We start from the raw sequence: 15,059 nt of genomic DNA, 5'->3' as shown, positions 1-15,059 counted from the left end.
TATGAGCTACTCTTTCACTGCCGATACCCGAGAGCGAGCACGTGGTGAGCCCGTTAGCAAGCAGTTCGATTGGTCGGTGACCGCACCGAGTACGGCGGTCGTGCAGGTGATCGCTGCCGCGACCGGGACGGAGCCGACCGAGGGAACGCCGCTGTACGACTCTGTCGATTCGGGGGCGCTCGACACGCTCTTTGGGGACGCGGACGGCGACCCGGATCGCCGGTTTTCGTTCACGCACGAGGGACTCACTGTGACACTCACGGGCGACGGCACTGTGTCGGCGCGCCCCATCGCCGAATCGGCGTCCCGCTGAGCGGTCGCTGCGACGGTCGGCCCTGACTCGTCACCGATAGCTGCCGATCCGGACGGCGACACGCCGGGGTGGCGACTCCGTTCGAGATGGTCCAGCCGGCGTATGAGGAGACGACGTCGCCGATGCCATACGCACAGCGGGCAGTATTAGTGGGTGGCTCTCTCAGTACCGGCGATGGCAGCCCTCGAAGACGAGACCGACAACCCCTACGTCTCTGACCCACCGACGGAGTTCGCTCCCGTCGAGGAACTGAGCGAGGCCGAGGCCAGCGAGCAGGCCGCCCAGTTGCGCGAGGCCGTCCGGTATCACGACCACCGTTACTACGTCGAGAACGACCCGGTCATCGGAGATCGGACCTACGACGACTTGTTCTCGCGCCTGCAGACACTCGAATCGGTGTTCGACCTCGACACCGAGGGAAGCCCCACGCAACGCGTCGGCGGCGAACCGCTCGACGAACTCGGCGAGGTTGAACACGTCGCGCCCATGCAGTCTATCGACCAAGGTGGCGAGGCCGAGGACGCCCGGGCGTTCGACGAACGGGTGCGGAGACGGCTGGCCGACGCGGACTACGACGGCGACGTAGCGTACTTCTGTGAGCCGAAGTTCGACGGCCTCTCGATCGAAGTCGTCTACGAGGACGGCGAGTACCAGCGGGCGGCTACCCGCGGCGACGGCGAGGTGGGCGAGGACGTCACCGAGAACGTCCGCACCGTCGCCAGCGTCCCCCAGCGCCTGCGCGGGGACTACCCCGACTTCCTCGCCGTCCGCGGCGAGGTGTACATGCCACGCGAGGCCTTCACGCAGTACAACCGCGAACGCGTCGAGGCGGGACGAGACCCCTTCGCAAATCCCCGGAACGCCGCCGCCGGGACGCTCCGCCAACTGGACCCCAGTGTCACTGCAAAGCGCCCGCTTTCGGTGTTTTTCTTCGGCGTCCTCGATGCCTCGGTCGAGTTCGAGAGCCACAGCGCACTCCACGAGCGGTTCCCGGAGTGGGGCCTGCGGGTCTGTGACCGCACCGCCGTCGTCGACGATATCGAGGCTGCAATCGACTACCGCGACGAGCAACTCGACGCCCGCGACGACCTCGATTACGAGATAGACGGTGTCGTCCTGAAGGTCGACGACATCGAGGCCTGTGACCTGCTGGGGACGACCAGTCGCGCGCCGCGCTGGGCGTTCGCCTACAAGTTTCCCGCCCGGAAGGAGGAGACGACGGTACGGGATGTCGTCGTGCAGGTCGGTCGGACGGGACGGTTGACCCCCGTCGCACTGATGGACCCCGTCGAGGTCGGCGGCGTCACCGTCACCCGCGCGTCGCTGCACAACCCCTCGCTCATCGAGGAACTCGGCGTCGACGTCGGTGACCGCGTGCGCATCAAGCGCGCGGGCGACGTGATCCCGGACGTGGTCGAGGTGGTCGAGAAGTCGGGCGAGGGCCACTTCGAGTTCCCGGAGACGTGCCCGGTGTGTGACAGCGCCGTCGAGCGCGACGGCCCGATGGCGTTCTGCACCGGCGGCCTCTCCTGTCCCGCCCAGCGCGAACGCGCCATCGAGCACTACGCCAGCAGGGACGCCCTCGATATCGAAGGGCTCGGAGAGAAGGCCGTCGAACACCTCCTCGACGCCGGTCTCGTCGACGACGCCGCCGACCTCTATGACCTCTCGGTCGACGAACTGGCCGAACTGGAGGGCTGGGGCGAGACCAGCGCGCAGAACCTCGTCGACGAACTCGACGACGCCCGGGACCCGCCGCTCGCGAACTTCGTCGTCGCACTCGGCATCCCACACGTCGGAGACGTGACCGCACGGAACCTCGCAGCGGAGTTCGGGACGTTCGAGGCGATTCTCGAAGCGGGTGAGGACGGCGACCGCGAGGCGTTCGAGGCCGTCCCCGACGTCGGCCCGGAAGTCGCCGAGAGCATCGTCGAGTTCTTCGAGAGCGAGGGGAACCGCGCGGTGCTGGACCGACTACTCGACCACGTCGACCCGCAGGCCGCCGAGGCCACCGGCGGCGACGCACTGGAGGGCCTGACCTTCGTGTTCACGGGATCGCTTTCCGGCCTCACGCGCGGGGACGCACAGGACGTCGTCGAGCGCAACGGTGGCTCGGCGACCAGCAGCGTCTCGGGGAACACCGACTTCCTCGTCGTCGGCGAGAACGCCGGCCAGCGAAAGCGCGAGGACGCCGAGGCAAACGACGTCGAACTGCTGGACGGCCGCGAGGGGTTCGAGGCCAAACTCGGGGAGTACGGCGTCGACGTGGAGTGACCGACTTCGGAACTGCCGAGGTGACCGGTGTTACACAGTTGGGTGGGACTGAAAGGGGCCGGGAGCTTTCTGGCGGTCCACCGACCCAGTCGCCATCGCGACAGTAGAAAACGAACTGGCTGACCGTTCTAGAGGTCCGCGAGGTTGAACGTGTAGTAACTGACGCTCGCGGCGATACCGATCCACGCGAGCATGAACACGACGACGGCGGGGTCGGAGTAGTAGAACGGCAGCGACCCCGACCCGGGCGCGCAGGTGATGATCGTGCCGAAGACGCCTTCTTGGGCCTGCGGGGCGCCGTTGAGGACGTCGGCACAGATGGTCCGACTCGCTTCTTCCCCCTGCCTGAACATCCCGTAGCGGGCCGACAGCGCGGGCGCTTCGCCGGACCCGAGCATCGAGTTGACGAGGGTCTTGTAGGCCTGGTTCGGGTTGACGAGCTTCAACAGGAGGACGACGTGCCAGCGGATGGCGCCGGTGACGCCCAGTTCGTTCGAGAGGATGTTCCCGACGCCGTTCGCGCCGGCGTTCCAGAGGAACGTGAAGTAGAAGTAGACGATGAAGTTCGCGGCGCCCGACCAGAGGCTCTTCTTGAAGGCCCCGGAGATGGAGACGACGATGGCGACGAACACCAGCGCGAACACCACCGTAAAGAACGAGAACAGGCCGAACAGTTCGGGTTTGAACGTCAGTCGCGAGGCGGTCAGGAAGACGGCGGTGATGGCCAGCGAGGCGACCAGCGGTACGCCCAGCACCGCACACCGGCCCAGCACCTTCCCGATGATGACGTCCTTCCGGGAGTGCGGGAGAGACAGCAGGAGCTTCAGCGACCCCGACGTGCGCTCTTTCGAGATGGCGGCGAAGCCGAGGAAGATGGCGACGATGGGCAACAGCAACGTCACCATGTTCAGGTACACCTGCGAGAGCAGGAGTTGCATCCCCAGCCCCTGTCCCTGCTGGCCCACGCCGATGTCGAAGTACAGCGCCAGCGCGACGGGGGCGATGAACGCCGTCGTGAAGATGAGTCCCAGCAGCCACAGGCCCTTCGAGCGGATGGCGTCCTTGAACTCCTTTTTCGAGACGGTGTACCACTCGAAGGTGTTCCTGAGCAGACGGTCCAGCCCGGCGAGGCCGCCCTCGTCGGCGGTGCTCATGCCTCTACCTCCTGCCGTTCGGTGTAGGCGGTAAAGAGGTCCTCCAGCGAGGCTTCCTGGGTCTCGAAGTCCTCGACGGCGACGCCGGACTCCTCGAAGGTGTTGAGGACGGTCATCTTCGCGTCGCCGTCGCAGTTGACGGTGATCCGGTCGGTGTCCATCGTCACGCCGGACACCTCGGGGAGAGAGCGCACGTCCTCGACGGCGGCGTCTAGGCCGTCCGTGTCGCCGACGGTGACGACGAGTTTCATGTCGCCTTGGGCCGCCGAGCGGAGGCCTTCGACGCTGTCTTTCGCGATGAGTTCGCCGTCCTGGAGGATGCCGACGGTGTCACAGACGGACTCGACCTGTCCGAGGATGTGCGAGGAGAAGAAGACGGTCGCGCCGCGTTCGCTCTCCTCGCGGACCAGGTCCCGCATCTTGCGGGCGCCGTTGGGGTCCAGTCCCGTCGTCGGTTCGTCGAGGATGAGGAGGTCGGGTTCGTCGACGAGTGCCATCGCCAGCACCAGCCGTTGTTTCATCCCCTTCGAGTAGCCGCCGGCCCGGCGGTCGGCGGCGTCGGCGACGCCGACGCGTTCGAGCAGTGCCATCGGATCGTCGTCGGCGTTTTTCGACTCGATGACGAACTCCACGTGTTCGCGCCCGGTCAGCCGTTCGTAGACGTCGTAGCCTTCGGGGAGGACGCCGATGCGCTCGCGGATGGCTTTCGACTCCTCGTTGACGTCGTGACCGAGGACCGTCGCTGACCCCGCTGTCGGTCGAACGAAGTCGAGCAGGATGTTGATCGTGGTCGATTTCCCGGCCCCGTTGGGTCCGAGAAAGCCGAAGACCTCACCCTCCTCGACCGTGAGGTCCACTCCGTTCAGGGCGACGACGTCCCCGAACTCCTTGCGGACGCCGTCCAGTTCGATAGCGGTCATACGCGCCGGTTGTGCCGCCCTCCGGTATAGTCTTTCGTGTTACAGACCGACAGGTAGCGCAACGAAGTCGTTCAGACCTCCTCGTCCGGGTCGCTCGTCGCTGCCATCCGCTGTGCTTCGGTGGCGTACCGTTCGCGCGTGTCCTCGTCACCGACCGGTTCGAGACGGTCGGGTTCGACGTCGATGGCGGCGGTCACGCGCTTTTTCATCAGGAGGTTCGTCGAGAACTGCTTGGTCACGTGGCGGTCGCCCTCGGGCGTGGCGTAGACGAGCGTCACCATGCGCTCGTCGCCGTAACTGGAGCGTTCGACCAGCCAGCAGCGGACTGTCTCGTCGGCGTCGGTCATCGGGTCGCTCTTTCAGTGCCAGCGGTTTGTATCCTCCGAGGCCGGCAGCCCTGCCCGGCTGCGTTGCCGAACCACCGGCCACTCAGACAAGATATCACACCACACGGGGAGAGTTTTGCCGTAACTCGTGGTTATAGATACGTAGAGATATATGCATACTGCACATGACCGACCGCTACGGATTCGGGACGAGATGCGTCCACGCCGGACAGGAGGAACCGGACCCGGCGACGGGCGCGCGCGCCCCGCCCATCTATCAGACGTCCTCGTACGTCTTCGAGGACGCGGAGACGGCCGCCGACCGCTACGCCTTAGAAGACGACGGCAACGTCTACTCGCGGTTCGACAACCCGACCGTCCGGATGCTCGAACACCGACTGGCGTCGCTCGAAAACGCCGTCGACGCCGTCGCCACCGGGTCCGGGATGGCGGCGTTAGACGCCGGGACGACGGTGCTGGCGTCGGCCGGCGACAACGTCGTCTCGGCCTCGTCCATCTACGGCGGCACGCACTCCTATCTCGCGAACACCGCCAGCCGACGGGGCGTCGAGGCCCGGTTCGTCGACACCTTAGACCCCGACGCGTACGCCGAGGCTATCGACGACGACACCGCCTACGTCCACTGTGAGACCATCGGGAACCCGTCGCTCGTGGTGCCACCGCTGGAGGAAATCGCCGAAGTGGCTCACGACCACGGCGTCCCCCTGTTCGTGGACAACACGTTCGGGACGCCGGCGCTCTGTCGACCGCTGGACCACGGTGCCGACATCGTCTGGGAGTCGACGACGAAGTGGATTCACGGGTCGGGTACCACCATCGGCGGCGTGCTGGCCGACGGCGGGTCGTTCCCGTGGGGCGAGTACCCCGAGAAGTACCCCGAGATGGGCGGCCAGAACCCGGCGTTCGACGCGAACTTCGCCGAGCGCTTCGGCGACCGCGCCTTCGCGATGGCGGCCCGCCAGCGTGGGTTGCGCGCGCTCGGTGACGGACAGAAGCCCTTCGACGCGTGGGCGACCATGCAGGGCAGCGAGACCCTCTCGCTTCGGATGGAGCGACACTGCTCGAACGCGCTCGCCGTCGCCGAACACCTACAGGACCACCCCGAGGTGTCGTGGGTCACCTACCCCGGACTGGCGAGCCACGAAACCCACGACCTCGCCAAAGAGTACCTCGACGGCGGATTCGGCGGCGTCGTCACGTTCGGCCTTTCGGGCGGGTACGCCGCCAGCCGACAGTTCTGCGAGGAGACGGACCTCGCGCAGTTCCTCGCGAACATCGGCGACGCGAAGACGCTGGTCATCCACCCCGCGTCGACCACCCACGCCCAACTCTCCGAGGAAGAACAGCGCGAAAGCGGCGTCAGCCCGGACCTCGTCCGGATGAGCGTCGGCATCGAGGACCCCGAAGACATCCTCGCGGACGTCGACGCGGCCATCGAGCGAGCCACATGACTGTCGAGTCACAGACCGTCTCGATCGGCGAGTTCGAGTTCCAGTGTGGCGAGACCATCCCCGACCTCGAACTGGCCTACGAGACGTACGGCGACTTTACGGGCGACAACGCCGTGCTGGTCTGTCACGCCCTGACCGGGAGCGCCCACGTCGCCTCGCGTGGCCGCTTCGAGGAGGGCGATCAGGCGTACGCGTGGTGGGACGACATCGTCGGCCCGGGCAAGGCCATCGACACGACGGAGTACTTCGTCGTCTGTGTGAACGTCCCGGGGTCGTGTTATGGCTCGTCGGGCCCGTCGAGTACGAACCCCGAGACGGGCGAACCGTGGGGGCCGGCGTTTCCCCCCGTCACGGTCGCCGACTGGACCGACGCCCAGCGCGCACTGCTGGACGAACTGGGCATCCCCGCGCTGTACGCCGTCGTCGGCGGCAGCGTCGGCGGCATGAACGTCCTGGAGTGGGCCAAACGCCACCCGGACCACGTCGAGAAGATCGTGCCCATCGCCGCCGCCGGTCGACTCGACCCGCAGTGTCTCGCGCTGGACGGCATCGCACGCCGGGCCATCACTACCGACCCGAACTGGAACGGCGGGAACTACTACGCCGAGTCCGACGGCGGCGAGCACCCAGACCATGGACTGGCGCTGGCCCGCGAGATCGGCCACGTGATGTACTTCTCGAAGTCGAGCATGGAGCGCCGGTTCGGTCGCCGCGCCGCGACGCGGGAGGCCGAACGCGCGTTCCCCACCGACCCCGCCGGGCGCTTTTTCCCGTACCGCGACGTGGAGTCCTACCTCGACTACAACGCCTCGAAGTTCGTCGAACGCTTCGACGCCAACAGCTATCTCTACCTGACGCGGGCGATGGACAACTACGACCTCTCCTCGGGGTTCGAGTCGGACGCCGACGCGCTAGCGGCCTTCGACGGCGAGGCGCTGGTGATGTCCTTTACCGGGGACTGGCACTTCACGACCCAGCAGTCTGAGTCGCTCGCAGACGCCCTGCGGGAGACGGACACCGGCGTCGCCCACCACGTCGTCGATTCGGACTACGGTCACGACGCCTTCCTCGTCGAACCCGACAGCGTCGGCCCGCCGCTCTCGGACTTCTTAGAGGAGGGCCTGCACGGTAACGCCGTCTCGGACACACAGGAGAGCGAGGACGAACCCTCGGACTTCGCGCCGGTCCACAACAGCCTCTTCTCACGCTAGTCTTTAACACACTTCGGCGTGACTGTCAGTCTGTATGAGCGATATGTCCACACACACGGAGAGTGACGAGGTCTCGTTCGGACAGCCGGTGTACGACGACGAAGGTAACGAACTCGGGACGATACGGGGCTTCGACGAGCACGGCTTCTACGTGACCATCGACGACGGTATCGAGGCGCTCTCCAGCGAACACGTCTCGACGGGCAAGGCCGGCGAGGCCGAACTGATGTGGCGCTGCTGGTCGTGCGGTGAGATGGGCCAGATAGAGCACCTCCCCGAGGAGTGTCCGGCCTGTGGCGCCCCGAAAGAGGAGATATACTACTGGCAGGAAGACTGAGCGTCCGGTCCCGATCTCCGTCCGTCGAGTCAGCACCGCTCGACGCGGTCGGCCGTCGCCGCGTCGAGCCCCGTTCTCACCGCCGACAGCGCGTCCTCGGGCACGGTGAACCGAACCGTCTCCTCGCGCCACTCGACCAGCGCGACGCCGTCGGCGTCCCGGACGAGGAGGTAGGTCACCTCGTCTACGAGCGTCGTGACGGCGTCGAACGTCTCGCCGGTGAGCGGCACGGTGCCGGCGGTGTGGTCGCCGTCGACGGTGACGTCGGCGTGGCCCGAGAGCGTCTCTAGCTCGAAGCGCGGGCGGCCGGTGAGGCCCGCCCGCCGACCGACGTCGAGGTACACGAACAGTTCGTCGGGCCGGCGCGGCGACGCGTCCAGCACCGCCGCGAGCGCATCGACCCGCGCGTCCGTGTCGCCTGCGGGCGGGCGAACCCGAAACCGCGGCCCGTCGTCGGGCCACGTCGGCGTTCCGGTGTCCAGTCCCGCCCGTTCCCACACGTCGACGATGGCGTCGGTGAGGCGGTCGACCCCGACGGCGTCGATGGCCTCGGCCATCCGGTCGGCGTCTGTGTCCATCTCGTCCATACGCCCGCTTCGTGACCGGCGCTGTTGTGGCTGGTGGTCTGTCCGCGTTGGAACCCTTTTGTACGGCCCCGCCCTCTCGTCGCGCATGCACATCGCCGTCGTCGGTGCGGGGAGTCTCGGGACTCTCCTCGGGGGGTTGCTCGCCCGCGAACACGACGTGACGCTGGTCGGCCGGGAGCCACACGTCGGCACCGTCGAGCGCGAGGGATTGGACGTGGTCGGCGCCGAATCCGTCCACGTCGACCCGGCGGCCGACACCGACCCACCGGACAGCGCCGACCTCGCGCTGGTGGCGGTCAAGAGCTACGACACCGCCGACGCCGCCGCGGCACTGACCGACTGCTCGCTCGACGCCTGCCTCTCGGTCCAGAACGGGATGGGCAACGAGTCGACGCTCGCGGCCGAACTGGACTGTCCGGTGCTGGCCGGCACCTGCACCTACGGCGCCAGACTGGCCGATCCGGGTCGGGTCGAGTTCACCGGTCGCGGCGAGGTGGTGCTGGGTGCCCGCGAGGGCGGCCCTTCGACGCTTGCCGACGACGTGGGTGCGGCGTTCGACGCCGCCGGCGTCGAGACGACGGTGGCGACAGACATGCCGACGCGTCTCTGGGAGAAACTGGCGGTCAACGCGGCCATCAACGCGACGACGGCGCTCGCTCGCGTCGAGAACGGCGCGCTCACAGCGGGGCCGGGACGCGAACTCGCCGCCGACGCCGCCCGCGAGACGGCCCGCGTCGCCCGAGAGCAGGGCGTCAACCTCTCGAACGAGCGGGCCATCTCGCTGGCCCGACGGGTGAGTCGAGACACCGCCGCCAACCGCTCGTCGATGTTGCAGGACGTCGAGGCGGGCCGGCGAACGGAGATAGACGCCATCAACGGCTACGTCGTCGAACACGGCGAGGGGACGGTACCGGTCAACGAGACGCTGACGCGGTTGCTTCGACTGTGGGAAGCGGGGGACGAAGGCGACGAGCAATCGTAGCGAGCGGCCGAGTGAACCGACCGCTCGCACGGCGACGCGGTGACCGACGTGTCCCGCAGCGACGCGACCAGTCCAGTGCGGTGACGGCCAGTGGTTGGGCCGACGTAGTGTCTCACGCGCTCGAATCGCGTCTTCGGTCGTTCACCGTCGATATCCCGCTCTGAACTGGCCGTAGGTGTCACCTACCGCCGCGCTGTGTCGTCGCCGGGGCCGAACCACTCGCTGACTGCTGGACTGTCCACGTCTCGAACGGACGAGCCACCGACGCGTGCTCAGTCCCAGTCGGCGGGCCGTTCGACCTGCTGTCGAGAGATGCCGAGCATCTCGCGGGCCTCGTCTGGCGTCGCCACCTCCCGGTCGAGTCGGTCGATGATCTCGACGGTACGCTCGACGAGTTGCTGGTTACTCTGTGCCTTCTCGCCGCGGCGGTAGTAGAGGTTGTCCTCCATCCCGACGCGGACGTGCCCGCCCAGCAGGACCGCCATCGTCGTCAGCGGCAGTTGGTGTGGGCCGATGGCGAGGACGTTGAACTCCGCGCCGTCGGGGATGTTGTCGACCATGGTGAGAAGCGTCTGCGGGTTCGCGGGCGTGAACGACCCGCCGAAGATGAGGTTGATGTACGGCGGTTCCTCGACCAGCCCCTCGTCGACGAGCCGTTTGACCTCGGCGAGCTGGCCGGAGTTGAACACCTCCAGTTCCGGCTTGATGCCTTTCGATTGCATCTCGACGGCGAGGCGCTCGATGTTGTTTCGGGTGTGGTTCGTGATTATGTGTTTGTCGCGTTTGAACGGCCCCAGATCGAGGGAGGCCATCTCCGGTGGGGGGTTCGTCCGGATGCCCGCGACGCGGCGCTCGTAGGGGCTCTGCCCGCCCGTGGTGTTCTGGATGATGATGTCGTCGCAGCGCTCTCGAATCGCGTCGTTGACCGCCTGCAGTCGCGATGCGTCGTTCTCACCGTGTTCGTTCCGACCGTGGAGGTGGGCGATAGACGCCCCGAGGTCCTCACAGGCTGCTACCTGTCGGGCGATTTCGTCTGGCTGCTCGGGCAGGTTCGGATTGGCGTCCTTGCCGTGGACTGCGCCCGTGGTGGCAACAGTGACGATGACCTTCTTTTGCCGGTGGTAGTCGTCGTATGACACTGGTATCACTCGCACCGTTCGGTACTTCGTTACAACACGGCTATCGGCCTTAGAAGGCCGGTAACGACCTGATACGTGTAGAATGACCTCCATAACCAAACACGCCGGGGCTGTCGTTCACGGCGATGGTCTGCCCACATCTCGACTACCGAGACACCGACGGGGAGCACTCGTTCGACCACGAACGGCCCTACTGTGAGATACAGGGGGCGTTCGTGTCGCCGATGGCGGCCGACCTGTGTAACGACCGTGCGCACTTCGACCACGAGACTCACTGTACTGTCTATCAGCGACACCACCTCGGCAGCGACCAGTTAGTCCCCGGTCTGGACCTCACCGATGCCGACTGAGACGACGACCGTCGAGCGACGCCAGTCCGACGACGACTACACGATTCGGTGGTACCGGCCCGAGGACCGTGAGGGGTTCCTGACGCTGCACGACCGCGTCTTTTCGGGTTTCTCCGCCGAGTGGTTCGATTGGAAGTTCGCCGACAACCCGTATCTCCCGGAGGCACCCATCGTCGTCGCCGAACGCGACGGCCGGATAGTCGGCGCGCGCCCGAACCTCGCCTTCCAGATGCGGGCGGGCGATACGTACCACACCGCCATCCAGTCATGCGACACGATGGTCCACGAGGACCACCGCCGGCGGGGCCTGTTCAGTCGGATGAGCCAGCGCCTGTTCGAGGACTACGCCGACGGCGGTGCCGACTTTACGTTCAACGTACCGAACCAGATGACGACCGCTGGGCTGGCGAAACTGGGCTGTGAGATAGCCGGTGAACACACCACCTACTACCGCGTACAGGACCCGGCGGCCTACGCCGACGTGGCGAACCGCTTGGCCGCGACTGCCGGCCGTCTGGCCGCCCGGACGTATCTCCGGGCCCGCGGCCGCCGAGTCGACGTCCCCGACGAGGTGAGCGTCACCCGCCACACCGAGATACCGGCGTCGACGCTAGCCCGCCTCTACCGACGGCGCCCGCCGACCGAGATACACGCCTACCGCGACGAGCAGTTCTTCGAGTACCGATTCGGCAACCCGCGGTGGGAGTACACGGTCTACACCGCCCGTCTCGGGGGTCGGCCCGTCGCCGGCGTCGTCACGGGGACGCGGGAGACGGAGTCCGGTCCCGTCACCAACGTCGCCGACGCGGTCCCGCTGGTCGGCGACGCCGAACGCGACCGGGCGCTCCCGGCCCTGCTGGACCGGCTGCTCGCCGACCACACCGACTCGACGGTGATCGCGGTTCGCGGCGACGCTATCCCGCCTGCCCTGCTCGCGGCCTTCGGGTTCCACAGCGACCGGCGCCTCCCGCTCCGACCGCTTGCGACCCCGACGACGATGATCGTCTCGCCCGTCCCGCCGGACGGCGACTGGCGCGTCGCTGGACGGGACCTGCGTGACATCTCGAACTGGCGGCCGACGTTCGTCGAACACAACACGATCTAGGAACGAACGAATTCGCGTCCGACTACCTATAGTAGCCATTGAAAATCAATGCACACCCGACCGCACGACAGCGGTGCGGTCGGTGTGTGAATCGTTTCACTTGTTACTATAGTCACGCACGAACAGCCGGCAAGCCCTACCTACGGGTCGTCACGCCGGCCGTGCCAGATGCAAGCAGTATGCCGACACCTAGTTCCGCTTCAGCACGTACAGCGCTGCAGCGCCGCCCAGCAACAGTGCGAACACGTAACTCGCGACCCGATAGAGGATCGCGATGACCGTCGCGTCCGTCTGGCCGATACTCGTCAGCGCCACCACGAGGACGACCAGCGCCGTCTCGACGGCCCCGGACCCGCCGGGCGAGGGGACCAGTCCGGCAAGCGTCGACGCCGGGACGATGAAGAACACGAGCAGGACCGTCAGTTCCGCGCCGATGGCCTCCGCGGCGAAAAAGAGCGGGAGCGCGAAGAACACCCACCCGACGTACGAGAAGAACAGCGCTTCCACGAGGGCGCGGCGGTCGCGGGCGATACGCTGGAATGCCTGTTCGGTCTCGCGCAGTCGCTCTCGAAGGCCCGCGAGCGTGACGCGGGGCGTCCTGCTGGCCAGCGGTGCGACCGCGTCGAGCAGCGCCCGGCCGAGTCGCTTCCGGAACCGCCAGCCGACGGCGGCGACGACGGGGACGCCCACCGAGAGGACGACGAGACCGCCCGCGAGCGGCTCGATGGCCTCGGGGAGCGAACTCCCGTACAGCAGGGCTGCGAAGCCGACGCCGGCGAACGTGACGAACGGGAACAGGTTCAGCAGGTCCGCCGTGACGACGCTCGCGAGGCTGTCCTGATAGCTCGCCTCGGTGTCCCGCGAGAGGACGTAGGCGATGAACGGTTCGCCGCCGGCCTGTCCCAGCGGCGTGACGTAGTTGGCGAAGGTGGCGGCGTAGTAGGTGACGACGAGACGCGAGAACGACTCGTCGATACCGGCGACGCCCAGCACGATTTGCCACGCCTTCCCCCACGCAGTGAGACACAGCGCCGTCGAGACGCAGGCCAGCGCCAGCCACCCGGGGTCGGCCCGAAGGAGGCCCGCGACGACGTCGGCCGTCCCGACGAAGTCCACGAGGAGGTAGACGACCAGCCCCGCGACGGCGAAACCCAGCAGTATCTGGGCGACGGTGCGTCTGTCGGCGAAGTCGAGGGCGGCGCTGTCCGAACTCACGTCAGTCGATGTAGCCGAGGTCCTGCAGGCGGTCTTTGGTGTCGTCGTCCATCTCGTCTAAGACCTCGCCGTCGGCCCCGTCGGCCTCGTCGGGCCAGTCGGCGTCGACGTCCTCGATGAAGGCCCACAGCGCGTCTTCGAGGTGGGCGGGTTCGGCGTCGGTGCCGACGAGGTTCTCCGTCTCGCCGGGGTCGTCGGCCACGTCGTAGGCCTCGTCGGGGATGCGGGTACAGTGGATGTACTTCTCGTCGGCGGTGCGGGCCGCGCCCATCCGGGAGTAAAAGCGGGACTGCTCGTCCAGTTCGATGCCCGCCGACTGGGCTTTCCCCTCTAGCTGGCGCAGTTCGACCACTGGCTGGTGGTACTCGACGAAGCCGACGTCGCCGCGGGGCACGCCGCCCACGTCGCCGGCGAACTCGCGGTAGTCCGCCGAGAGGAGCGAGCGGACCGACTCCAGTCGCTCGCCGCGGCCCTCGGCACCGGCCGCGTCCAGAATCGTGTGATAGAGGTCGACCAGTTCGACCACCGTCTCGTCGTCCCGACCCGGTTCGACGTCGGGGTGTTTGACCATCAGCGGGACGTTCACCAGCGGGTCGTAGATGCCGAACTCGTGGCCGTAGAGGCCGTGTTCGCCGAACAGTTCGCCGTGGTCCGCACAGACCACGACCGTCGTCTCCTCCCACTGGCCCGTCTCTTTCAGGTGCGAGAACAGGCGGTCCAACTGGTCGTCGATGTGGGCCAGTTCCGCGTCGTAGAGGCCCTTGATGTCGGCCCACTCCTCCTCGTCGATGTCGCGGGCGCCGCAGTTGTACTCTTTCGAGTTCTGGCACACCTCCGTCGAGTCGACGCCGGGCGCGAACTCCTCGGCGTACTCCTCGGGCGGGTGGTAGGGGAGGTGGGCGTCCATCAGGTTGATGAACGCGAAGAAGTCGTCGCTCTCGTCGACGAAGTCGATGGTCTTGTCGATGACCTGCGGGGTCTTGGTGTCGCCGCCGCCACCCTCGGCGAGGTGTTCGTGAATCTTGTTGCCGACCTGTACGAGTCGGTCGGCGACCCCCCGAAGGGTGTCGTTGTCGTTCATCGTCTTCCAGAGGGTCGCCAGCGGGCCCGAGAGGAGCTCGCTGGGCATGATCTGGAAGAAGTTGTCGTGGTCGTCGAACCCGGCCGTGAGGTTCGTGTAACTCGTGATCCACGCGTTCGAGGAGTAACAGGCGGTGTCGTAGCCCGCCGCCGACAGCGACTCCGCGAGCGTGGTCGCCCCCTCTAGGTAGGGGTCTTCCTGCGTCGCCCCGTGTTCGCTGGGGTACTTCCCGGTGAACATCGAGGCGTGGACGGGGAGCGTCCACGGGGCCGGCGCGACGGCCTGTTCGAAGACGGCGGCCTCCTCCGCGAACTCGGCCAGCCGTGGCGTCGTCTCCATGTCGGGGTCGTAGACGGACAGTCGGTCCTTCCGGACAGTGTCCAGTACGACGAAAAGCACGTTCGACCCGTCCGTGTCGGTCATACTGGGACCATCTCCGCGACGACGTTAAAACGGTGTGATTTCTGCCGACAGTGTGCCGGCTCGTCGACTTGACCGGCACTATCAGGCACTCTACGCCCGGTTCAGCGCTGATTCCGGAACGTACCGTCGTCGTCCGGCGTCGCCGTCTGCCGGGGGCAAGACGTATCCCA

15 protein-coding genes are annotated in these 15,059 nt (G+C 66.9%); 8 read left to right on the top strand and 7 right to left on the bottom strand.

Annotation, left to right across the window (positions count from 1 at the left end):
* Nucleotide 1: 1 nt before the first annotated feature.
* The gene (locus NDI85_RS13005) at nucleotides 2–313 is read left to right on the top strand and encodes a HalOD1 output domain-containing protein (RefSeq protein ID WP_310916014.1); all 312 of its coding nucleotides are present in this window, start codon (nucleotides 2–4) and stop codon (nucleotides 311–313) included.
* A gap of 174 nt (nucleotides 314–487) precedes the next feature.
* Nucleotides 488–2,587, top strand: a complete 2,100-nt coding sequence (gene ligA / locus NDI85_RS13000) for an NAD-dependent DNA ligase LigA (RefSeq protein WP_310916013.1) — start codon at nucleotides 488–490, stop codon at nucleotides 2,585–2,587.
* 128 nt (nucleotides 2,588–2,715) lie between these two features.
* Here ligA and NDI85_RS12995 read toward each other — a convergent pair whose 3' ends face one another.
* The 3 genes from NDI85_RS12995 to NDI85_RS12985 form a co-directional block, all read right to left on the bottom strand.
* On the bottom strand, nucleotides 2,716–3,741 hold the full coding sequence (locus tag NDI85_RS12995) for an ABC transporter permease (protein WP_188995820.1): 1,026 nt from the start codon (nucleotides 3,739–3,741) through the stop codon (nucleotides 2,716–2,718).
* Nucleotides 3,738–4,661 carry an ABC transporter ATP-binding protein gene (locus NDI85_RS12990; RefSeq protein ID WP_310916011.1) on the bottom strand — a complete coding sequence of 308 codons (924 nt, stop codon included), beginning with the start codon at nucleotides 4,659–4,661 and terminating at the stop codon, nucleotides 3,738–3,740. The genes NDI85_RS12995 and NDI85_RS12990 overlap by 4 nt, the downstream gene beginning before the upstream one ends.
* Before the next feature lie 71 nt (nucleotides 4,662–4,732).
* On the bottom strand, nucleotides 4,733–5,008 hold the full coding sequence (locus NDI85_RS12985) for a hypothetical protein (protein WP_310916010.1): 276 nt from the start codon (nucleotides 5,006–5,008) through the stop codon (nucleotides 4,733–4,735).
* A 164-nt stretch (nucleotides 5,009–5,172) separates the two neighbouring features.
* Here NDI85_RS12985 and NDI85_RS12980 point away from each other — a divergent pair, with 164 nt between their 5' ends.
* From NDI85_RS12980 to NDI85_RS12970, 3 genes are read left to right on the top strand one after another with little or no spacing between them, the layout of a single operon-like run.
* Entirely contained in the window at nucleotides 5,173–6,459 is a 1,287-nt protein-coding gene (locus NDI85_RS12980; RefSeq protein WP_310916009.1) for an O-acetylhomoserine aminocarboxypropyltransferase/cysteine synthase family protein, read from the top strand.
* The gene (gene metX / locus NDI85_RS12975) at nucleotides 6,456–7,670 is read left to right on the top strand and encodes a homoserine O-acetyltransferase (protein WP_188995827.1); all 1,215 of its coding nucleotides are present in this window, start codon (nucleotides 6,456–6,458) and stop codon (nucleotides 7,668–7,670) included. The genes NDI85_RS12980 and metX overlap by 4 nt, the downstream gene beginning before the upstream one ends.
* 34 nt (nucleotides 7,671–7,704) lie before the next feature.
* A complete protein-coding gene (locus tag NDI85_RS12970) occupies nucleotides 7,705–8,007 on the top strand; it encodes a rubredoxin-like domain-containing protein (protein WP_188995829.1) in 303 nt (100 codons plus the stop codon).
* A gap of 29 nt (nucleotides 8,008–8,036) precedes the next feature.
* Here the strand turns inward: NDI85_RS12970 and NDI85_RS12965 are convergent, their stop codons facing one another.
* Nucleotides 8,037–8,594 carry a hypothetical protein gene (locus tag NDI85_RS12965; RefSeq protein ID WP_188995831.1) on the bottom strand — a complete coding sequence of 186 codons (558 nt, stop codon included), beginning with the start codon at nucleotides 8,592–8,594 and terminating at the stop codon, nucleotides 8,037–8,039.
* 85 nt (nucleotides 8,595–8,679) lie between these two features.
* Here NDI85_RS12965 and NDI85_RS12960 point away from each other — a divergent pair, with 85 nt between their 5' ends.
* Nucleotides 8,680–9,576: a ketopantoate reductase family protein gene (locus NDI85_RS12960; protein ID WP_188995833.1), complete on the top strand. Its 897-nt coding sequence runs from the start codon at nucleotides 8,680–8,682 to the stop codon at nucleotides 9,574–9,576.
* Nucleotides 9,577–9,848: 272 nt separating this feature from the next.
* On the opposite strand, the gene NDI85_RS12955 is transcribed toward NDI85_RS12960, so the two are convergent.
* Nucleotides 9,849–10,715 carry a 3-keto-5-aminohexanoate cleavage protein gene (locus NDI85_RS12955; protein WP_188995835.1) on the bottom strand — a complete coding sequence of 289 codons (867 nt, stop codon included), beginning with the start codon at nucleotides 10,713–10,715 and terminating at the stop codon, nucleotides 9,849–9,851.
* 125 nt (nucleotides 10,716–10,840) lie between these two features.
* Between NDI85_RS12955 and NDI85_RS12950 the strand changes: the two genes are divergently transcribed.
* The gene (locus NDI85_RS12950) at nucleotides 10,841–11,065 is read left to right on the top strand and encodes a hypothetical protein (protein WP_166966807.1); all 225 of its coding nucleotides are present in this window, start codon (nucleotides 10,841–10,843) and stop codon (nucleotides 11,063–11,065) included.
* Nucleotides 11,055–12,170, top strand: coding sequence for a GNAT family N-acetyltransferase (locus NDI85_RS12945; RefSeq protein ID WP_310916007.1), 1,116 nt, complete (start codon nucleotides 11,055–11,057; stop codon nucleotides 12,168–12,170). The genes NDI85_RS12950 and NDI85_RS12945 overlap by 11 nt, the downstream gene beginning before the upstream one ends.
* Before the next feature lie 189 nt (nucleotides 12,171–12,359).
* Here NDI85_RS12945 and NDI85_RS12940 read toward each other — a convergent pair whose 3' ends face one another.
* Nucleotides 12,360–13,385, bottom strand: a complete 1,026-nt coding sequence (locus NDI85_RS12940) for a lysylphosphatidylglycerol synthase transmembrane domain-containing protein (RefSeq protein WP_310916006.1) — start codon at nucleotides 13,383–13,385, stop codon at nucleotides 12,360–12,362.
* 1 nt (nucleotide 13,386) lies between these two features.
* The gene (locus tag NDI85_RS12935) at nucleotides 13,387–14,889 is read right to left on the bottom strand and encodes a sulfatase (RefSeq protein ID WP_310916005.1); all 1,503 of its coding nucleotides are present in this window, start codon (nucleotides 14,887–14,889) and stop codon (nucleotides 13,387–13,389) included.
* Between the last annotated feature and the right edge of the window lie 170 nt (nucleotides 14,890–15,059).

Origin of the sequence: Haloarcula sp. S1AR25-4, assembly GCF_031624555.1 — an archaeon.
Classification (GTDB): domain Archaea; phylum Halobacteriota; class Halobacteria; order Halobacteriales; family Haloarculaceae; genus Haloarcula; species Haloarcula pellucida.
This window is presented reverse-complemented; position numbering and strand designations above follow the sequence as displayed.